14 protein-coding genes are annotated in these 23078 nt (G+C 35.1%); 10 read left to right on the forward strand and 4 right to left on the reverse strand.

Features of this window, described 5'->3' with window-relative positions; all coding sequences use genetic code 11:
• The first annotated feature begins 195 nt into the window (after window positions 1-195).
• The 3 genes from ACJROP_RS01975 to ACJROP_RS01985 all read left to right on the forward strand — a co-directional run bounded on the left by ACJROP_RS01975 (window position 196) and on the right by ACJROP_RS01985 (window position 3093).
• The gene (locus ACJROP_RS01975) at window positions 196-1269 is read left to right on the forward strand and encodes a Coenzyme F420 hydrogenase/dehydrogenase, beta subunit C-terminal domain (protein WP_406533823.1); all 1074 of its coding nucleotides are present in this window, start codon (window positions 196-198) and stop codon (window positions 1267-1269) included.
• Between the two features lie 197 nt (window positions 1270-1466).
• Window positions 1467-1895 carry a hypothetical protein gene (locus ACJROP_RS01980; RefSeq protein ID WP_406533824.1) on the forward strand — a complete coding sequence of 143 codons (429 nt, stop codon included), beginning with the start codon at window positions 1467-1469 and terminating at the stop codon, window positions 1893-1895.
• A gap of 169 nt (window positions 1896-2064) precedes the next feature.
• Window positions 2065-3093 carry a M42 family metallopeptidase gene (locus tag ACJROP_RS01985; protein WP_406533825.1) on the forward strand — a complete coding sequence of 343 codons (1029 nt, stop codon included), beginning with the start codon at window positions 2065-2067 and terminating at the stop codon, window positions 3091-3093.
• A 43-nt stretch (window positions 3094-3136) separates the two neighbouring features.
• On the opposite strand, the gene tsaA is transcribed toward ACJROP_RS01985, so the two are convergent.
• Window positions 3137-3622 (reverse strand): tRNA (N6-threonylcarbamoyladenosine(37)-N6)-methyltransferase TrmO, encoded by a 486-nt coding sequence (gene tsaA, locus ACJROP_RS01990; protein ID WP_406533826.1) that lies wholly within the window; start codon window positions 3620-3622, stop codon window positions 3137-3139.
• A gap of 344 nt (window positions 3623-3966) precedes the next feature.
• Here tsaA and ACJROP_RS01995 point away from each other — a divergent pair, with 344 nt between their 5' ends.
• Together ACJROP_RS01995 and ACJROP_RS02000 are read left to right on the forward strand one after the other, a co-directional pair.
• Complete coding sequence (locus ACJROP_RS01995; RefSeq protein WP_406533827.1) at window positions 3967-4173, forward strand: molybdopterin-binding protein; 207 nt, start codon at window positions 3967-3969, stop codon at window positions 4171-4173.
• A 22-nt stretch (window positions 4174-4195) separates the two neighbouring features.
• Entirely contained in the window at window positions 4196-4402 is a 207-nt protein-coding gene (locus tag ACJROP_RS02000; RefSeq protein ID WP_406533828.1) for a molybdopterin-binding protein, read from the forward strand.
• 154 nt (window positions 4403-4556) lie between these two features.
• On the opposite strand, the gene ACJROP_RS02005 is transcribed toward ACJROP_RS02000, so the two are convergent.
• Genes ACJROP_RS02005 through ACJROP_RS02015 form a run of 3 tightly spaced genes read right to left on the reverse strand, consistent with a single transcriptional unit; the run spans window position 4557 to window position 6298 of the window.
• Window positions 4557-4994, reverse strand: coding sequence for a molybdenum cofactor biosynthesis protein MoaE (locus ACJROP_RS02005; protein WP_406533829.1), 438 nt, complete (start codon window positions 4992-4994; stop codon window positions 4557-4559).
• A 48-nt stretch (window positions 4995-5042) separates the two neighbouring features.
• A complete protein-coding gene (locus ACJROP_RS02010; protein WP_406533830.1) occupies window positions 5043-5576 on the reverse strand; it encodes a nicotinamide-nucleotide adenylyltransferase in 534 nt (177 codons plus the stop codon).
• 11 nt (window positions 5577-5587) lie between these two features.
• Window positions 5588-6298 (reverse strand): hypothetical protein, encoded by a 711-nt coding sequence (locus ACJROP_RS02015; protein WP_406533831.1) that lies wholly within the window; start codon window positions 6296-6298, stop codon window positions 5588-5590.
• A 103-nt stretch (window positions 6299-6401) separates the two neighbouring features.
• Here ACJROP_RS02015 and ACJROP_RS02020 point away from each other — a divergent pair, with 103 nt between their 5' ends.
• From ACJROP_RS02020 to ACJROP_RS02040, 5 genes are all read left to right on the forward strand, one after another.
• A complete protein-coding gene (locus ACJROP_RS02020; RefSeq protein ID WP_406533832.1) occupies window positions 6402-7070 on the forward strand; it encodes a hypothetical protein in 669 nt (222 codons plus the stop codon).
• Window positions 7071-7604: a DUF367 family protein gene (locus tag ACJROP_RS02025; protein ID WP_406533833.1), complete on the forward strand. Its 534-nt coding sequence runs from the start codon at window positions 7071-7073 to the stop codon at window positions 7602-7604.
• 216 nt (window positions 7605-7820) lie between these two features.
• Complete coding sequence (locus ACJROP_RS02030) at window positions 7821-10502, forward strand: hypothetical protein (RefSeq protein ID WP_406533834.1); 2682 nt, start codon at window positions 7821-7823, stop codon at window positions 10500-10502.
• A gap of 240 nt (window positions 10503-10742) precedes the next feature.
• The gene (locus ACJROP_RS02035) at window positions 10743-16379 is read left to right on the forward strand and encodes a DUF3344 domain-containing protein (protein WP_406533835.1); all 5637 of its coding nucleotides are present in this window, start codon (window positions 10743-10745) and stop codon (window positions 16377-16379) included.
• Window positions 16380-16649: 270 nt separating this feature from the next.
• Window positions 16650-23078 (forward strand): hypothetical protein (locus tag ACJROP_RS02040; RefSeq protein ID WP_406533836.1); only part of this gene is annotated, 6429 nt, incomplete at its 3' end.

Here is a 23078-nt window from a genome sequence, read left to right on the forward strand (position 1 = left end):
ATTTTTCAATTTTTTTCTAAAATATAGGATATTTGTTTAATTTTTATTTTTAAATATTTTCTAAATCTAAACCATTCCCTTCCATTTGAATTTTTTAATCGGTTTTGTTCATTTTTTAAAAAGCTTTATATACTCATATATACAAAATAATTATAGTAGGAAGATATCTTCCGGTCTATATAAAGAGGTGAAAAAGTGAGTGATATTAAAACTGCAATGGTAGGAACTCCATGCCAAATCCTGGCAGCTACAAAAATCAATAGATATGAAAAGCAAACAGGCGGATCACCTATTGATGTTAAAATAGGATTATTCTGCATGGAAAACTTTTCTTATTCCTATCTTGAAAAATATTTGAAAAGTCAAGGTATCGAATTGTATGAAGTGAAAGAATTTAGAATTGACAAGGGAAGATTTGTCGCCTATCTGATTGATGGTAGCGTATTTTCAATACCGATTGCAGAAACAGAACCATTTACTCGTAAAAACTGTCATATCTGTACTGATTACACTTCTGATGTATCTGACATATCAGTAGGTTCAGTTGGCTCTCCCAAAGGATATTCAACCGTAATTGTCCGCTCAAGAAAAGGCCAGGAAATAATTGAGGATGCGATAGATAAAGGGTATATCACAACAGAGTACATGTCCAAGAAAGGTCTTGCCCTTTTGGAAAAAATCGCCAATCAAAAAATTTCCAGAAACACAAAACGCTATAAGAAAAGGGAAGCCGTTGCAAGGCCGGTATTGTCTAAAAGAGCAATAACCGAAGAGGAATTCATCAACGAATCAAGCCTCTGCCAATTTGAAAACCTGCAGAATGACGTAATCAGCGTCGGGTCATGCGTTTTATGCGGAGCCTGCGAATATGTATGTCCGAAAGACATTATCCAGATTAACCACAGAAAACCAGTGGCAAAAGGTGAATGTGACGAAGATTGCCATGCATGCTACTTTGCATGTCCTAGAACATTCGTCAGCGATAAGATCTATCCTGCAGACATTGATGAAAAGCCGCTTGGAAACTATCTTGAAATATACTCCGTTAAAGCGGATTCAATCATAGGTCAGGATGGTGGTGTAGTGTCAGCTATTCTGGTATATCTGCTTGAAAACGGAATAGTCGATCAAGTATCAATCGTCGGCCAGGATAAGGATGCACCTTGGAGACCGGAATCAAAACTCACCTCTTCAGTCCAAGATGTAATCATGGCTGCCGGAACAAAATACAGTACAACCCCTATCGGATTTAAAGCTTTAGACAAATGAAGTTTTAAATCATCTTTTTTTTCTTTTTTTCCATTCCTTACTTTGATAATTCTTTTTAAATGAATTTTTGCTGTTTCTAATTCTTCTATAAAAAATTATTATTATAATGAAAAGCCAAAAATATAACTAGATTGCATTCATCTCCAGCTTAGACATGCCGGAGAATTCTTGCATGAAATGTTTAAGGAGGTTATAAAATGAATAAAAAGATAGTTTTAGCATTATCTTTAGCTTTAATAGCTATTGTAATGGCTTCAGCTGTAAGCGCTGATGAAAACGTAACTATTGATGGAATTGATTTCAATATTCCTGACGGTTATACAGAAGATGTCGATGCAGAAATCGTCAATGAAACAGAGACCGATGAGGGTATGACTTATATATCAAATGCTAAAGCATATGAAAGTGAGGATAATTACATGCTTTTATTGGTTGCCGCTTATGAAGGAGAAAATGCATCTGATGATGCCTTTGCAGATATTGAGGGGGATAATTTAACAATAAATGGTGTAGACGGCAAATTAGTTGATATGTATATCATGTCAATCTATTGTTATGTAAAAGATGGAAAATTAGTAACTTTAACATCTGATATTTCTGATGAATTTGAAAAATTCATAATTTAAGTGGGACTTCCAGTCTCATTTCTTTTCTTTTTTTAGAATAATTCGTGGAAATTCATTTTTTGCATTCCTATATTTTCAGTATTTTCCCGCTATTTTCAAAAAGTTATTTATTTTATGGTGAAGAAACTATTTAATATAATTGATATTATAATAATATTTTGGTGATACGATGGAATTAATGAGAGAGCTATCTTTGGCGCCTGGTGTATCAGGTTCCGAAGAGGAAATAGCTAAAATTATTACACGTGAATTAGAAGATGTTGCAGACACAATCGAAAAGGACAGTATGGGAAACTTGATTGCCACCAAAAAAGGTGAAAAGAAGGCCCCTACTGTAATGCTTGCAGCACACATGGATGAAATCGGATTGATGGTAAGATACATTGACGATAACGGATTTATTAAATTCTCAACTATTGGTGGAATCAACGATCAGATGCTGATGAACCAGACAGTAACTGTCCACTCATCTGTCGGAGAGGATATTGTAGGTGTAATCGGTTCAAAACCACCTCATGTTACCAAAGCCGAAGAGAAAAACAAGGTTGTCAAAGCTGACGACATGTTCATCGACATCGGTGCAAAGGACAAGGAAGATGCAGAAAAAAGGGTCAGAATAGGAGACAAGATGACCTTCAACTCACTCTTTGTAGAATATCCAAATAATTTAATCATGGGAAAAGCTCTAGACAACCGTGTAGGCTGTTATGTGATGATTGAAGTCTTAAAAAGAGTAGAAACCAGAGCTACCGTTTATGGCGTAGGTACTGTCCAGGAGGAAGTGGGCCTTAAGGGAGCAAAAACTTCTTCATTCAAATTAAACCCTGATTTGGCTATTGCGCTTGATGTTACATTATCCGGAGACCACCCTGGAATCAAACCGGAAGAGGCGCCTGTCGTAATGGGCAAAGGACCAGCTATTATATTGGCTGATGCAAGCGGAAGGGGAATATTAACCCAGCAATCTGTAAAAGACATGCTCATTAAAGCTGGCGATGAGAAAGAGATTCCATACCAATTGGAAGTAAGCGATGGCGGAACAACTGATGGAAGCGCAATTCACCTGACCCGTGAAGGTATTCCGACTGGTGTTCTATCTGTTCCTACCCGTTACATACACACTCCTGTAAGTGTGTGCAGTATGGAAGATATTGAAGCAACCATTCAATTGATTACAGAAGCTATTAATAACTTATAGCTTCCCATATTTTCTTTTTTTTTAAAAAAATAGTGAGATAGATTCATTTGAATCTGTCATCGGACTTTTGTGATTTCGCCTTTTGGTGTTTGGTTTCAAACCATCCTATTTTCAGTTCATCGATTGTATCTTCATATAATTGAGGCACATAAGGTTTGATGTCTAAAAGTGGTGTTCCATCTAAAGTATCGATATTTTCAATGTATATTGTATTTCCTTCAACTTTATCTACTTTAACGACGCTCATTCCGATGCGGTTTGGCCTTTTGGGTGATCTTGTTGCAAATACTCCATGAGTGTTGTTGTCCATGAATGGCTTTACTTCAAGCATGTATCCGTCAACCTTGTGCAATAAATAGATTAAATGAATGTGTGAAAACCCATCAAGGTCTTTAAGACCATCTACATATTCATCTTTGATTTCTATTGTTCCCTTTATTCCTTTTGCACCGGTTGGTTGAATTGGCATTCCTTCAATTTCTGTAAATTCTGTGTGGATTGTACCAATTGATTCTAGTTCGACTTTCATAATAATATTATCGTTTTATTTTTTTAAATATTTTTCGTGTATTTCAAAATGCCGATTACTGTTTTTTTATGAATTTCGATAAAAATTTATTTAAAGATGTTAAATATTCTATAATTTAATTTAAACTAATTAATTAGTATTATTTTTATAATATTATTGTAATTTATTATTTATATTGATTAATAATGATTTTATATTATTTTTTTTTAATGATTATTTTGTTAGATATATTCGATATGAAGTATTTTCAGTAATCGAGTTAAAAAGTCTTTACACATAAAAAAACGAAACATTTATATACAATTCGATGCAACTTATTATTGTAAAACTTAAGGTGATATGAAATGAAACTTAGTGCAAGAAATCAATTAGAAGGAAAAATTACAAATGTTGACTTAGGCGCCGTTATGGCAAACATTAAAATCGAAATCACTGAACCTAACACTATTACTGCAGTTATTACTAAAGAATCTGCTGAAAAATTAGGTTTAGCTGAAGGTGATGACGTAACTGCTATTATAAAATCTACTGAAGTAATTATAGGAAAATAAATCTGTTTAAGGAGTGAGTGATATGCAACTTAGTGCAAGAAATCAATTAAAAGGTAAAATAACTGGTATTGACAAAGGTGCCGTAATGGCTAACATCAAAATCGAAGTGACTGAACCTAACACTATTACTGCAGTTATTACTAAAGAATCTGCTGAAAAATTAGGTTTAGCTGAAGGCGACGATGTGACTGCTATTATCAAATCCACTGAAGTCATCATCGGAAAATAAGTTTAGGATCAGGGGATTAATACCCCAACATTCCTAATAATATTAGAATTATAAACACGATTATTGCTGCTTTCAAAAGTGTTTTTAAGTTTTTAATTACAGCATAAATTATCAAAAACAAAATAATGCATCTGGTGATGGTCATTATCATAGTTTATCCTCCTGCGAGGATGGTTTTAGTGCCTTCTTCAGATATCTCTTCTTTTTTAAATTCTACTTCATATTTTACGGTTTCAATAACTTCTTTTAATGCGTCAAGAGTTTCTCCTCTGTGATTGCCTAAAACAGCTACCAAAAATAGCATGTCTCCAGTATAGAATTCACCGATGTAGTGAACGACTGAGATTTCAAAAACGTTATATTTGATTTTGGCGTTTTCAACTATCTTTTCGATTTCCTCTTGGGTCTTCTGTTTGTCGGGAGTGGTTAGAATCAACTTTTTCAAGTTCATATTTTCCTCTTTTCCACGTACAATGCCTTCAAATGTAAATATTGCACCTGAATAATCGATTTTAGTGCTTTTTTTCAAATCAGCGATTAAATCAGCCATTGTGACCTTATCTTCTTTTGCTTCTATAACTCTTACAACCATTATTTCATCTCCACAATAATGTTTAAAACTAATATTATATAACTATTGTTATATATCACTTATCTCTTTTATGGATAAATTCTTTATTCTTTCGATACCGTTAATCTCATTGATTACGTCTGCAGTTGCCTTCGGAACAAGTTCCTGCCAGTTTTCATCTTCAAGAATCCTTCTTCTCACTTCGGTTCCGGACAGGTGCAGGCGGTCATAAAGAGGGGGTTGTCTTACTTCGAAGCCCTCTTCTGAAAATAACTGCTTGACAAGGGAATTTCCGGAATAGACTATTGAAAACGGCGGGGTAAGCATCTTGACATGTGAAACCCATACCGCATTGAAATTGATGTCCTGCATAGGTATGATGTAGTATTTTGAAGAGTCGATGCCCTCTTCAGCCAATGCCTGGCTCATCATGACGAGTCTCTCGCCTGCGGTAAACGGATCTTTTGCCTCATGGCTCAGCTGGGCGCTTCCGATACCGATTATGATTTCATCCACTTCATCCAAAATCTTTTTAATGACCTGCATATGTCCGTTATGGACAGGTTGCATTCTTCCAATTAAAATTCCACGAGTCCTATTCATGTTATCCCCTTTCAAGGTTCCAATTCATCCAGACTTCTGATTAGATTATCTGCAGTCTGCTGCTTTGCCATCAATGGGTCTGTGATTGAAGTTTCCATAAGCAAGGTGTTGATTCCCTTTTCAGCTATAGGTATTGTAACCTTTTCAGGGCTTGTGCCTTCATTGAATTGGTAATCAACAAGATTCACGTCACTGGACAGCTTTGAAATGTATGAATCAATCTTGTCGGTCCTGTTGGACAGGCTGAATATGAAGTTTGAATATTCATAATCAGGATTGATTTCATGTACGTCAATGACAATGAACGGATCATCCTTGGCTATATTCGGAACGATGTATTTGTTGGCCAGTTCCTCACCTGCCGGACGGGTATCGTCACGGGTAGTCAGATTGTCTTTGGTCTTGACATAATATATCACATATTTTTTGGTAAGGTTATGGGTTCCGTTTTCTGAAGTGATATTATAGATTGTATTGTTGACCGCTTCATGTATTTCATGCTCCCTTGGATGAACTCCTAAAATCAAGCCGACAGTCTCGTTGGAGGACATATTCCCGGCTTCAATCTTATAAACAGTACCATTTGCATTCTTTCCAACTGTTGTAACGTTATAAATGTTATCCGGAGTATCCATAACTGAAGTCAGGATAATCGCCAGATTGAATATTACAATAGCTATTAAAAGTATAAGTAAAATTTGATATTGTCTTTTTTTATTCATAAGGTAACCTTATCATTTCTTTTTTAACAATTAAATATCTAACTAAACTTATATTAAAGACTTTTTACTAAATATTAATATATCGAATTAAGGAGTTTTCTTAATGGAAAATAAAAATATGATTATAATACTTGCAGCAGCCATAGCTGTCATCGCAATTGCGGCAGCCATGTTTGTTCCGGGTATGTTAAATGAAGAAACTAAGAATGTAACCACCACTCCATTTGAAATGGACTTCATGGAGGGTGCTTTTGTTGGAAACGTAACTCTAAAAGACGGCAAAGAAAAGTTCATGCACTCATATTATGACAAGGAACATAAGATAACCTATAACATTTCAACAGTTGACAATTCAACTGCACTGATGAGGATATATGAGATTCAGGGCGTTACAAATCCTGAAGAGAGAACCTTCAACGGCAATGACTGGAATATCTTTTTCACCCAGGCAATGCCGGGCAATGACACAAAAGCCGATGACAACAATACGATGAACATTGTCATCTGCCAGTCACAAGGCGAAAAACAGGGATATCTGGTTTACATAATCATTGACGGCAAATCCGATCTCAATTCAACTGGAGGCACCTTCAGTGAATCATATACAGACTATGTCCAGCCTTTGCTTGAAAGCATTACCCTAAAGGAAAGCAAGAACGTTCCGAAAATCAATGAGGAATTTGGCCTTACAGAAGAACAGTTCGCTGAGCAGATGGAACTTGTTGACCAGTATAGGGCTGGAAACACTTCAGCATTGGATGGAGCCCAATAGATGAGAATTACAGTTTTTCATGCAGACGAATGCGACAGAAAGAAATGCACCTCAATCAAAATGGAAAAGCAGGGAAAATGCAGATTAGTCTATGACATAAACAAGATTCCCGGCGGTGCGATTGTCCTAAATCCGTATGCTGAAAAGGCTGTATCCTATGAAGACTACAGATATGTGCACAGGAGAGGGATTGTAGGTCTGGACTGTTCCTGGAATGAAGTGTCCAAATCCAAAAAATTCTTTTCCCTGTCCAAATATCACAGATCACTTCCGTTTTTAATAGCGACAAATCCCGTTAATTATGGAAAGCCTTGCATATTGTCCACAGTTGAAGCCATTGCTGCTACATTGTATATAACTCGTTTTAAGGATGAGGCACGTGAGCTTATGGATGGCTTTAAGTGGGGCCATACTTTTCTGGAGCTGAATAATGAGTTGCTTGAGGCATACAGTGAAGTGGACACCAGTGCCGAGGTCGTTAAGGTCCAGAATGATTTTCTCTCTGAAAAAGGAATTGCTTCAGATGAGAAATAACCTTTTTCTTTTTTTTTAGTTTAAATTGAAAATACTAATTTTATATAAAATATAACATACATTAACGATTGAATAACAATTAGCCAAATCGTTAATTCGATAAATTTTTTCTTTGATAGTCCTTTAAAAAGTAAATGGAATTTGCAACTTTTTCTAAAATTATAAATATTTTTTAATTACAAACATTGGATTATATAATTTATGGGTTGTTGGTTTATGAAGTTTAAAAGGATAATGTTAATATCCATTTTAGTGGTTATTTTAACTCTTGGTGCCGTTAGCGCATCGGATATTAATGAAACTTCTGACGATTTGGCAATTAATGACGAATCGTTCATGGAAGTTAGTGAATCCTGCGATAACTCTTCTGGTTTATCTGCAAGTGATGATGAAATATTTAGTATGGGTGAAGGATCTTTCAGCGATATTCAAACAATGATTGACAATGCTGCTGAAGGAGACACAATCGTGCTTTCTGGAAATGAGTATCTTGGAAGTGGAACACAGATTAACGTAAACAAATCGGTTACCCTTGACGGAAACAATTCAACATTGAATGCAGGCTATGCCTCAAGGATTTTCAATATAATCGCATCGGATGTAGTTTTAAAAAATATCATATTAACCAATGCTGATTCATCTAGTTCCAGTGGAGGTGCTGTATATTGCAATAGTACTGACGGTGTTAACGTTAGCATTTTTGATTGTAGTTTTGTGAATTGTAATGCTGGTGAATTTAGCGGTGCTATTTACTTGTTTTGCGCTAATAGTGCCGTGTCTGGTTGTACTTTTGTGAACTGTTCCGCTTCTAGTGAAGGAGGAGCTATTCACTGGTCCGGTGATAATGGTACTGTTTCCGATTGTAGTTTTATAGCGTGTTCTTCTGTTGATGTGAATTATGCTCGTGGTGGTGCTATTTACTGGGAGGGTGATAATGGTACTGTATTTGGTTGTAGTTTTGTGAACTGTTCTGCTACAGGGGTTATTGCTTTCGGTGGTGCTATTTACTGGGATGATGATGAGTGTACTGATGATGGTACTGTGTCCGGTTGTAGTTTTGTGAATTGTTCTGCTGAGGGGAATTGTAGTGAAGGCGGTGCTATCTATTGGAACAATCTTAATAATGGTCTTGTTTCTGATTCTAGTTTTGTGAATTGTTCTGTTGTGGTTTCTGGTGATTATGATGTTTTTGGTGGTGCTATCTATTGGGCAAGTAAATTAGGGTCCGTGTCAGGTTGTAGTTTTGTGAACTGTTCTGCTACAGGGGTTTATGGGTCTGGTGGTGCCATGTATTGGTTTATCTGTCCAGGTTCCGTGTTAGGTTGTAGTTTTGTGAACTGTTCTGCTACAGATGAAGGGGGTGCAATTATGTTTCATTGGAATGATGAAGAAGGTTTCATAAAAAATTCCAGTTTCATCAACAATGATGCTGGTAAAGGTCGTTCAATTTGTGTTGATACGGATCTGGTCAGCATCAGCAATTCCAAATTTATAGATAAAAAAGGATTAGACGGTGCAATTTCTGGTGGAACTAATTCTAATTGTGCTCTTGTTGATAATTTAGCCACTACAACAACATTAACACTTAATGCGACTACAATAATCATGGGGGATAAAATCTCAATCACCCCTAAAGTCCTTGATCAAAATGCCTGCATCAACGGCATTGTTGAGCTATATGTTGGCGGGCAATCCATTGGCACATGCAATATAGGCGAAAAATTTGTTTACACACCAGCACAAGTGGGCACTTACAATATCTCTGCAAAATTTGAAGGTGATGAATATTACTTAGGCTCCCAATCAGAATATTTCATTGTTGTAATGCCTAGTGTTGTCATTTCTCAGAATGCTACTGTTGGTGATGATATATGTGTGTTCATGAATTTCGGCGAAAACATTACTGGTCAGATTATATTTAATGTTACTGATTGGTGCCATTTTTTAGATATTGAAAATGGTATAGTTAATGATAGTTTTTCAACAGCTAAATTAACTGCAGGCAATCACAGTGTCACATTTGGGTATTTGGGTAATAACGCTGTTCTAAAGTGGTTTAAGGAATATAGTAATACTAATTCATTGGGATACAGTTTGAATTTACTGCCTAAAGAGGTAACCATTCCGGAATCTTTCGAATCTAATGATGATGGAGTTATCATTTTAGTATTCCCTGAAAATGCAACCGGTACTGTCGAAGTCTTTGTTGATGGCGTTAGGGCAATGGTGGTCGAAATTATCAACGGTATTGCTAAAATTGACTTATCCAAATATAAAGGAAAATACAACATTGTTTTCAAATATTCTGGAAATGAAGTATATGCACCATTTACTAAGGATGCATTGGTGGATGTTTATGTTAAGGCCGCTAAGATTATTGCAAGCGATATAAAACTTGTCTATACTTCAAAAAATAAGTATTCAGTTAAAGTTTATGACAGCGACGGCAAGCTTGCAAGCGGTGTTAAGGTAACTTTCCTGATTAACAATAAGGCTTATAAGACTACCACAACCGGTTCTAATGGTGTTGCAAGCATTGTCATAGGCAAAGTTCCAGGATCATACAAGATTACTGTAAAGGCTTCAAGCGTTAGCGTAACCAAAAAACTGACAGTAAATCATTTGCTGACCTTGAAAACCGTTAAAGTCAAAAGGTCAGCCAAAAAGCTTGTATTGACAGCAACACTCAAGAAGGTTAACGGAAAATATCTCAAGAAGAAAAAAGTCACCTTCAAGTTCAACGGCAAAAAATACGTTGTTAAAACCAACAAGAAAGGTGTGGCAAAGGTTACCATCAATTCAAAGGTCTTGAAAAAGCTTAAGGCTGGTAAAAAGGTCAAATACCAAGCAACCTACTTGAAAGACACAGTTAAAAAAACAGTTAAAGTCAAAAAATAAGGATTTACTTCCTTATTTTATATTTTTTTTAAACATTTTCACTATTTTTTTAATCAGTTGATGTAAAATATAGTATGCATCAATGATTGAATAATAATTAGTCAATCAGATAATTCGATAAATTTTTTCTTTGATAGTCATTGAAAAAGTAAATGGAATTTGTAACTTTTTCTAAAATTATAAATATTTTTTAATTACAAATATTTATATAATATTAAATTCTATTTGAGTTGTTATTTTATGAAGTTTAAAAGAATAATATTAATAACATTTATTTTATTTGTTATTTTAACAATGGGGGCTGTCAATGCATCAGACAATACTACTTCTGATAATTTGACGGCAAATGATGATTTAAACATTGAATCGCCAGTAAAAGAGGTGAAAATAAGTGAAGATAACTCTCTTTTAAGCAAGGTTCAAAATGATGATGAAATTGATGCAACAAATCAGGATAAGTTATCCTCAACAAGCGGAACTTTATCAGATTCACATGACGAAATTGGAAATGCTAGAGACGAGTTTATATTAACCGAGAATTATTCAACTAATGGCAGTTCTGTAGAAATGCTTGAATCTATGTATTTGTCTGAAAGTGGTGTTGTTTCAGGTGACGCTAAAGTGATTAGCGTTAATCCGTGGTCCATCAGCGGCAGTCTTCAATACACTATTCCGAATGATGTCACAAATATCAAATCAGCTATTGTCGTTGTGACTTCCTATGCTGGAAGCGGCAATTCCGATACTTATGCATTGCATTCGGATGTTACATTAACTACCGGTTCAACTGTAGTTTTAGGTTCTGAAGATTTGACTTATACGGGCAATCAAGCAAGCGATCCTACCGTGTATGTTATCAATAATCATGCAACCAAACAGTATTCCGATTATCAATGCGTTTATAATATAACTGATGCCATTTCCTCTTTAAGTCCGGGAAGCTCTTTTACAATTGATGTTTCTAATTCTGAATATGGTTCCTATCAGTTTAATGGAAAAATTAAAATGATTGCATTGTTTTTTGCTTATGATGACGGTGATAATGACAACATAACCTACTGGTTAGAAGTCGGCCAGTCCTGGACAAACTCAGAAAAGTCAGAAACTATCAATACCAGTTCATATACCGGCCCAATTGATGATTTTACTCTGGAAACCATTGCAGTATCTACCGTTTATGCCCAAACATATAAGTTCAATGGGCAAACTTTAGCTAGCCCTACAGAGATTTCTAAGGGCAATTATTATATTGATGCTTATTGGGATTCTGAAAATCATTCTTTAAGCGATTACTTCACACAAGGTTCAGATTTGGAGTTTTCCTTTGCTGCTGGTTACAGTTCCTATAAAACAGTTGTTCTATTATTGACTGAAAGGGAAATATTTATTCCGGACATTGCCGTTGACTCAATGACAACCCAATGGACTTCTGGAATCTTTGATGGAATCTATGCGGGTATTAACAATAATTTGACTATAAACATCAACAATCAGGAAAGCGGCGCTGTTGCAAATGTAGTTGTTGAAGTGGTAAGCAGTGAAGGAAATGCAGTAATTGCAACAAAAACAATTGATTCACTAGCTAGTGGAGTAACAACTTTGGTTGTTAATGACCCTACTGTCAGACCCATCACAGCTCAAACGGTTAATGGCCAATATGACAGCAATCTTGTCAATTACACTGTTAATGTAAAATATGGAAATGTCGTTGTGGATTCAAAAACATATACCAAGGTAATTGCATATAATGGTTATTTAGGCAAAAATTATGCATATCCTGGTCTCAATCAAACTTTTAGGGAATATTCTTTCGTTGGTGAGGTTATCATCGTAAATGGTAATAATTATAGTTCTAATATGAATACTACTTTAACTGATGTTTTGGCGGTTGCTTTAGATGATGGTAGCGTTAAGGAAGCGTTGTTATATGTTCCGTATAATTGGGATAAAGTTGCTGCTGGCGACTTTAATTCATGGGATATTACTTTCAATGGTCATGTGATTGCTCCTATTTCCAGTTATCGTGATCAAACTAACTTAGGTACTTATGGCGGCTACGGTTACGGTTTAGTTGTTTATAACGTAACAGGACTTGTTGTTGATGGCAGTAATAGTTTCGCTTTGAATAAGGAAGGGGGCAATGTTGCAGTTTATCCAAGTTCACTGATTGTTATGGTTGATAATCCTGCCAAGGCGGTCAACAATACCGTTTATATTGTGGAAGAGGCGGATTTGTTAGGTACTTCCTATAGTAATAATTTGGATGTTAGCTATTCCACAGCATTTGGCACTGTTGATGGCGATGCTATTTTGTATGTATTTGCTGCCTCAGCTCAAAATGGTGAAGGTAATCTGGTTATTAATGGGAATGTTTACGCTAATGTCTGGTCTGGTACTTCCAGTTCTACAGATGTTTTTACAGCAGATGTTGATTCAGGCAATGTCACTGTCAAGTTTGAGGCTACTGCTTCTACTATTCTGGCTTTACAACAGATGGTGGTTGTTCAAAATGATTTGCCTGTTGTTAATTCAACTAATATTGTAACTCAAGATACCTATTCATTATACTTCAACCAAGAGGACAACGGTAAACTATTTGATTATGTCCCTGAAGGAGCTACATTAGATTTCCAAGGTTCAATCATCAACTCTAATCAGGCAAATGTCATTCAAATGAATATAAACAAACCCGTAAATATCATTTCAAGTACTCATGATGCTTATATTGATTTGAACAATACTGCTAGTAGTCTATTGGGTGAAAGCCCAGCCAACAGTTTTGCTATTACTAATGGCGGTTCTGGAACTAACGTCACTGGAATTAGATTCCACAACACTCAATTATGGATTGCTAATGCCCATAATGTTGTTTTAGACAATATCAGTTATGTAATCGAAAATCAAAAAATCGGCTCTGGAGTAGGGGCTATAGGTGTAAGAGCAAACTGCACTTACGTAATCATTAAAAACAGTTACATCAGCATAAGAGAAAATGGTGGTTATCCTATATTTGAAATGGCTTGGGCTGATTACTGCACATTTGACAACAACACAATTATTGCAGAGGGAAATGTTGGAAACATGATTTATTTAACCACTCTCAATGTAGACATTCCTTCTGATGTTGTAGCAAATATCCACAACAATATAACCAACAATAGGGTCTACAGTCCTAATGCTGCTACAGCCATTTCTTGGGCTATTGTACTTTCAGGATCAGACAACTTGATTGAAAACAACACAGTTGAATATGAAGGTAATGGAATTACTACTCAATTTGCTCTAAGTTCTTCACCGCACAATAACGTTTACAGAAACAATGTGCTTCTTAACGGAAGTTCAATGAACGTCTTATCAGATTCAACATTATACAACAATACTATATCCGGTGCTTTAACTGTTGGTGCAGATGCTACTGCTTACAATAATACTGTGGATGGTAAAGTAACTGTTAATTCTAATGCTCATGTCTACAACAACACATTTAACAGTGGTTTAGCAACTAGTGGTGATGATGCAATTATAGAAAATAACACCATTGTGGGAGCCGTTACTATTAATAAAATTGGAACTGCTTTCCGTGGTAACGATGTTAATGGTAGTGTAACTGTTAGTGCAAGTGATAATTGGATTAGAAATAATAATATTGTCTCAACCGGTGTTGGAATTGTTGTCAGATCGGATATTGTAACAATTAGGAATAATACGGTCAAATCCGGTGGGGATTATTCGATAGATGTTGGCGATTATAATGTGATAGTAGAGAATAACTATCTAACTTGTAAAAATAAAGCAGGTAATCGTGCTGTCTTGGGTTCTAATAATGCGGATATTTTAGGAAACGCCCCTCTGAATTTCATTGTTCCGAATGAATACTCTGCTGAAAATATTCAAAGTGTATTCGATAATGCAAATGAAGGAGACACAATCATATTTTCAGGATACTATCTAATCAAAGATGCAGTATTCATCATTAACAAGCCTATTATTATTGAAGGGGATAATGCAACATTTGATGCAAACTATTCCTCAATAATGTTCTATATCAATGCATCCAATGTCATTTTCAGGAATATCATTTTTGCTAATGTGAATTCTTCTGACAACTGTACTATATATTGGGCAGGTGACGATGGATCTATGTTGGATTGCAGTTTTGTGAATTGTGCTGCTGGTTCTGGAGGTGCTATCTATTGGAGAGGCAATAATGGTAATGTATCCGGTTGCAGTTTTGTGAATTGTGCTGCTGAAACCGGAGGCGCTATCTATTGGACTGGCAATAATGGTGTTGTTTCCAAATGTAGTTTTGTAGATTGTTCTGCTGATAATGGGGGTGCTATCTATTGGGCGGGAAATAATGGTAAGATGGATAAGTTAAGTTTAACTTGTTCCGATGAGAATATTGCTGCAGTTTATATTACTAAAGATGATGTAACTGTTTCCAATTCTAAAATTATGGGTAGTGCAGGTAATATTAATGCTGCTATTCATGGTGGAAAAGTAAGTAATTGTACATTCACTAATAAAGTGGCTCCAGTTGTTGACATTTCAGTAAATAATATTCAGTATGGTGAAAATGAAACTGTCAATGTTGCTCTTCCAAGCGATGCTACAGGTCATGTGAATTTGACTTTGCTTAAAGATGATGAAATAATTTTCACTTGCTTAGCTGCAATTAATGGCGGTTTTGCTTCCCATGAGTTTTCAAATCTAAACATGGGAGCATATAAAATCAATATTTATTATGGAGGCAGTTCCAATTATAGGGAGATTTCTAAGACTGTAGGATTTACTGTAGGTCCTATCGTTGACATTGCTCAAGGCCGTACTGTCGGTGATGATGTGAGCATATTTATGGATTTCGGCTGCAATGTTACCGATCAGATTATACTTAAGGTTAATAATAGGATTTATGTTTTAGATATTGAAGAGGGTGTAGTGAATAGTAGTTTTTCATCTTCTAAGTTGATTGCGGGCAATCATACTGTCACTTTTGGATACTATTATGTTTATAATGATATTTTAAAAGATTTGTTTGGAGAAAATAATCCTAGTCCAATTAAATATAATTTACATTTGTTGCCTAAAGAGGTCACTATTGAAAAAACATTTAAATCTAATGATGAGGGTATTGTTGTTATACCTTTCCCTGAAAATGCAACAGGTACTGTTGAAGTCTTTGTTGACGGAGTCAAGGAAATTGTGGTCGAAATTGTTGACGGCATTGCCAAAATCGACTTGTCCAAATACAAGGATGGAAACTATAATATTGAATTCAGGTATTCCGGGGACGAAGTATACGCAGGATTTACAAAGGATGCATTGGTAAATGTCCATGTCAAAGTTGCTAAAATCACCGCTGGCGATTTAAAAATGCTTTACACATCAAATACAAAATACTCAGTTAAGGTCTATGGCGGTGACGGAAAACTGGTAAGCGGTGTTAAAGTAACCTTCCTAATCAACAATAAGGCATATAAGACCGCCACAACAGGATCTAACGGTGTTGCAAGCATAGCCTTAAGTCAAATACCAGGAACATACAAAATCACAGCAAAAGCCGCAAGCGTCAGCGTAACCAAAAAACTGACAGTAAACCATCTATTGACCTTAAAATCAGTCAAGGTTAAAAAATCAGCCAAAAAACTGGTATTGACTGCAACACTCAAGAAAGTGAATGGCAAATACCTTAAAAAGAAAAAAGTCACATTCAAGTTCAACGGCAAAAAATACACCGCAAAGACCAACAAGAAAGGTGTGGCAAAAGTCACCATCAAATCAAAAGTCTTGAAAAAGCTTAAGGTTGGCAAAAAGGTCAAATACCAAGCAACATACTTGAAAGACACTGTCAAAAAAACAGTCAAAGTTAAAAAATAAGGATTCAACTCCTTATTTCTATTTTTTTTAATATTTTTGAATTTTACAAAATTCTTTTCATTGTCTATTTTGGATGTTTTAAAGTAAATATGGTATACATTATTGCTTGAAAATTTATTAGCAAAATTTCAGTTTCAATAAATTATTTTTTCGATAATCTTTAAAAAAGTAAATGAAATTAGCAACTTTATATTAAATTATAAATAGTTTTTAATTACAAATTTTATATTATATTTAATATTAAATCGATTATACTTGAGTTGTAGAAATATGAGGTTTAAAAAGGGAATGCTGATAACGTTAATATTATTGGCGATTTTAACAATTGGGGCCGTTAGTGCAGAAGGAGACTCTGATTTTAATGAAACTCTAACGGCAGATATTGATGAAGAGGTGTCCGTTGATGCTTCTTTGGATGATGAAATAATTTCTGAGGATGGTGATGATTTAATTGCTTCTTCAGATGATGATAGTGCTGTAGGAGTGACTAGTGAGAATTTTGGTTTTGAATATGAAACTCATAAACCAACTTTTAAAGATGATGATGAGATAGTGCGTGTTTGGTGGGAAGATGTTTCTCAAGGGACCCTTGCTTTAGACATTTCAAACAGCAATGGGCATATTGCAACAAAAAATTATGAAATAACTAAGTCCGAAGATTATTATTCATGGAAGCTCTCTGATTTGGATTTGACTGAACTGGGAGTTTATACTTTTGATTTAACATATAATAACAACATTCAAATTTTCACAAGTGAATTCCAATTAACCCAATGTAATATTGAAGAGTATAGGGATGAAACCGTTTATATTGATTATCCATTTGATGTTATAAGAATTTATGAAGGAACAGATATACTTGAAGTTTATGTTGATAATAATGAAAACCCTGCTGACCCAGGAGATGACAGTGACGGTCCAATAGCTTGGAGTTTGGAAGAGTTGGGCATAACCTCTCCAGGGGAATACAATATTCTTATAAAAGCTCTTGATGAGGAATATAATCTTGTAGAGACTTTTGAAATGACTCTGAATGTCATTGGATTTGATGAGAATGAATTCAGAGCCTTTACTAATTATGAGGGAATACATGATTTCGATGAAAGTGATCCAGTATTATATCTTTATTGCCCTAGTGATTATACTGGGGATGTTGTTCTTATTGTTCCTAATGGGGATTGGATTGAAACGGAATCCGTCCCTGGAGGCATGCTTTCATGGACTTTAGATGATTTAAAAATTGATTATAATGGTGATTTTAGGATTTATATTGGTGATGGAATCGGAGATTTAATTCCTTCAGTGCCTTTGAATGTATGGCATTTCGAAAATGATGATGACGATTGTGAGGCAATTATTTATGTAGATGATAGGGCAATCTCTTATGATGACCAAGGAACTGACGGTTTTGCAAGTATTTCTATTCCGGATTGGGCTGATGCATATGTTATTATCTCCAGTGGTGAAATTGAGTTATTAAATAATGATGTAAATGATTTTGGGTTTAGTTGGCCTTATGATGGTCGTGAAGGATATACAGAATATGGCATTCCCATTGGTTCTGTAGACTATTTTAGAGATTTAAATGATGGAGACCAGTTTGAAATTGCTGTTTTTGATAATGATGATAATTTATTAAATTCTGGAACTTATATTTTCCATATCATCGATGAAAATTCATTTAACCTAGAAACTGAAGATTCTGAAGAAAATGAAATTACAGTTCAAGATTTTGGTTGGTGGGTATCAACTCATGATGCAAAGGGAAATGATGAAAGTGATATCTGTAGCGTTTGGGTCAATAATGTAAATGAAGGTACTTTAATCTTAAGCATTGAAAGTCCTGAGGGGATTATTAGAATATATGATGAATCTCTTGATGGAAGAGATGAAATTCGATGGGAATTAAGAGATTTAGACAATATCGGTACAATTGGAACTTACACAATTAATTTAACATATTCTAATGGTGATGAAATCATCTTAGTTGAAAATCATGCTTTCAAATTAACGCAATTGGATTATAATGTATGTGAATACGTTTATATTAATAGTCCGTTTGATGTTATAAGATTTTACAGTGAGGATGAGGACGGCGAACCATTATATAATGTCAAAGTTTATGTTGAAGGTGATGAAAAGCAATCCGATGGACAATATCCGTTCAGATGGACTTTGAATGATTTGGGAATTGCCTATGCCGATGAATACGCTATCCGTATTGAAGTATATGACGGCAGTGACCTTGTTGAGGAGTTCACTTACACTTTAAATGTTGATGATGCTCTTGATGACATCAGGCTATACTCAAGTGATTTGAGCGTTGAATCCTGGGAAATTCAAGGTCCTGTATTATACTTGGCATGTCCTGATGATATAGTTGGCCAACATTTCACAATGAGAATTGGGGATGATTATCTCTGCGACTTTGATGCTGATTCCTTAATGAATTGGACTTTAGAAGATTTAGGCATAGAACATGATGACAGTTATAACATTCAACTGTTTAACGATGATGATGAGTGGATAACTGATGCATGGGTAAACGTTTGGTGCATTGACGGATTTAAATTCCAAACATGGATTTGGGATGCTGATGAAGATGGACAGATTTACAATGATATAGAAGATAATATAATTTCAGTTGATATTCCTGAAGGTAAATCTGGTAATATTGTTATTATAGTCAATGAAGAAGAAATAATCAACTGCAAAATCGATGATAATCATTATGAATGGAATTTAGAAGATCTGGGAATGACAGAAGTAGATGAATATGATGTTATTGTTAAATATTTGTCTGATGAAAGTGAAGAAATTCTTGCCGACGCAACTTTGAATGTAGTCGAATTTGACTACCAAAGTTTTAGAGCAATAATTAATTCAGATAATCGTTGTATTGATTTTTATTGTCCAGACGGTGAAAATGGTGAAATTAAAATCACTGTAGAAAAAGAGGATGATGAATATGAGTTGTATTACACAATTGATGATACTTATTGGGACGAATGGACCAAATTCTATTTCAGCGATTTACAAGTTTCAATTACAGATTATTCCAGAATCAGATTTGAAGTAGATGATGTGTATTCATGTGAAAAGGAAATATTCCGTTGGGGTGAGGTAAGCATTTGGAATGGTGAAGATGACCGTGGTCCGCTCTATAATGACAGTCAGGGAGATGTAATCCTAATTAGATTCTTTGATGAGGGAAGGCCTGGAACATTATATGTTCTTTTAGATGATGAGGTCAAATTCATCTCTAAACTTTCATTAAATCATGATTATTCCTGGGATTTAAGGCAATTGAACATTACCGGTACAAAAGACCTGGAACTTAGATTCATTTTCGATGAAAATACTGTTGAAAGCATTTTTGATGAATTGAGAGTAGAATCCTTTGATGGAGATAGCGTTAGGACAAAACTTGATTTTGAAAATTGGATGGTCAATGTGTTCTGCCTGGAGGATTGCGAAACAATCACAATAGACCTATTCAATGAAGATGATGAATACTATCTTGAACATGTTACATATGATGTCGTCCCTAATGATTATGGCAAATGGAAAGGATTCTCATTAGATGATATGAGCATTGATGATGGGCCGAGATACATTATTGAAGTTAATGTGGATGATGCCTACTCATTTAAGCAGAGATTTACACTTAGATGGTATAATGAAGGTCAGGGATTGGAATTTTTGGATGATGGAAGAGACCTTACAAACGATTATGATGAGGTATTCACCGTTCGCATTCCCGCTGAGTTTGACCTTGAAAATGCCACTATCAATATTACAAGTGGAAATTATTCATTTTATAAAAACTTAAGGGAAATAGATTCCAGATGGGATGGTGGATATTATTTGTATGATATTCTTCTCTCGGCCAATAGAATAACTTATCACTCAGCTAAATACTTTGGTTATTATTTATATGATATTCTTCTCGGGGATTTGGATTCATTTGCAACCCTTGAAGATAAGGCAATAATCACAGCCACATTTAGATATATTGACCACGCAAACAATGAAACATACTATGCAAAAGATTCAAGAGATTTTATTCTCCAAAAGACAGATTCCATGAGGATATATGATAAGTCCGTCATGGATGATGATTGGATATTTGTTGACACAGCAGAGATGCACGAGGATAAAATTGTTTTCAACATCACTTCTGATGGGGACAATGTTTTTGCATGTGTTATGGTTCCAGAAATTGTTTTAGGCAATGTTTCAGATGGCAAATTATGCATCTACTGTGATGACAATCTTATATTTGAAAAACTTCTAAATGATTTTGATTTAGAACATATGGGTTATGACTATCCTTCTTTAGGCAACATATACTTCGTATACTTCAAGGAACTGGACCTTGCCAATGCCAAAGATAAGGATTTAGTTAGAATCGAATTCATTACACAAAATCGTGATGTTGAAAATCGTGAGGTAATATGCCATATTGTTGATGAGGACATTGTAGAATTTTATGATTTTGCAGAAGGAGTTAGCATATCTGATGATAATGCCTACTTGGGCAATATTGAAGATTTCACATATGTCACTGAAGTTACTATTCCGGATGAATTAGATTCAACTGGCTATTTTTCAATCGTTTGCGGGGATAAAATACTGTTTAACAAGACTCTGGATGAGATAATGCAGGATTATGATGATAATAAGCAGTACAGTTATTCTGTCAGAGGTTATTTATACTACATTCCTAAAGGTAACCTGTTGGACGATTTGAATGATGGAGACATCATAGCTCTATCCCTGGTATATGATGGAGAGGAACAAGAGTATTTTGAGGAAAAAATATTTGAAAATAGTACTGGAAAATACTTAAAGGCAATTATTTCACCTAAAAATATAGATGACTGGTTTGGAATAAACATCACAGATAAGATATTAATCAATCTGGAAAACGGCGTTTTAAATCTGTTCAGTTTTGATGGCACTAATAGGCAAACCATAGAATGGAAACTCCAGAGCGGTTACTTCAATGTATACGTAAACGGAGTCAAGGTTGAAAATCTTGGAAAGTTATTGACTCTCGATGAGGGTTCAACTCCAATAACAGAACTTGAACTGTTCTGGCTATGTGAAAATGATAACAGGGATTTCAATTTAACATTAGATGATTTGGGTATTATCGATAATGGAGAATATGATATTAGGGTTACATATGTTCCGCATATATATGACGCTAATGTATTGGTATATCGTGATTTTAGCGAGATGGATGTAACCAATCTGAACATTACATTGGCATCTAACGTTAAGGTAAACTATCAAAATGCAACTACCAGATTATTCACAGGTTATGGTATTGATCCAGTCTTGTTATACTTAGATACCTATTATGGCGATATCAATTCAACAAATGGTACTGTTACTGTTTTGAATTCTGATAATGCTACAATCCTTAGTAAAAACATCAAAGATTTGAAATATGATGACGGTCGCTACTATTTAAGTTATTCTGATTTTGAAAATAAGAATTTCGGAGATAGTATCACTGTTTTATATGGTAATGGTAATGAAAGAAGTGGTGAAACCACTTTGGATGTGTTATGGAAGGATGTCGACTCCAATGATTTCACACCTAACGTGACTGAAAACGTAGAAGACTATTATGGTAATTTCGTCAATTTGAATATTCCTGATTCAATAAATACCGGTCAAATCATTGTAACTATCAAATTTAAGAATAATCATGGTTCTAACATTTCAAATATTAATGTAAACACTGATTTTAACAGTCGAGCTGTTTATAAATTCAATGTTGTTGATATCAAAGCGAATTATGACAATAATGATTTTGCTTTATCATTATCCGATTTGGGTTTCTATGAAATCAATGGGGACTATGATGTTGATGTCAAATTCACTGCAGATGGCGTAAATGCATTAGATGTTACCAGCAACACTTTAAAAGTTGAGTTCTTAGATGATATAATTATTGCTGTTAATGAATCTTCAAGATATGCATGTGAATTGCCGTTTGCAGGTGTTCGTGTCTTTGAACCGATTTCCGCTTATGGTGAGCTATACATTGACGGTGTGCTTTACTCACACAAGACTTTCGAAAAAGGCTTAATAACATTTGTTTCATCTGCCTCTTGGGCTCCTGGAATGCATGCTGCTGAAGTTAGGGTTTGTGACAGTGAGTTTGGATCTGTTTTGAATTCCACTGCATTCACATTTGAAACCTTAATCAAGACAGATGATGTTAATGTCAGCATGGATGACAAGGTTAAGGAAAATGAGAATGTAATTGTAACAATCAATGTCATAAAGGCAGGAAACGTAACAGTTCAAATAGATAATGGTGATAAAAAGACTTATACTTTAGTTGCAGGTGAAAATGCTGTTGATTTGGGTGTTTTAAGTTATGGTAATCACACAGTCTGGATTTCCTATAATGCAACTCTCGATGATAGCAGTATTTCATTCTACAATAATTATCTAACTCTATTTGTTGGGGATGACGGCCGCTGGCTATCATTGCCGGAGCCACTAGTATTGGACGATGATGATACCATTAAGATGGCATTCGGTGACGATGCTGAAGGTGTTGTTTCAATTGCCATTGACGGCAAATCTGTTGCCAATATTACATTGGTCAACGGTTCTGCTGAGTTTGCATTGACTGATTTCGTCTTTGGCGACCACAAATATGGAGAACACACC

This window comes from Methanobrevibacter sp. (assembly GCF_045220775.1).
Taxonomy (GTDB): domain Archaea; phylum Methanobacteriota; class Methanobacteria; order Methanobacteriales; family Methanobacteriaceae; genus Methanocatella.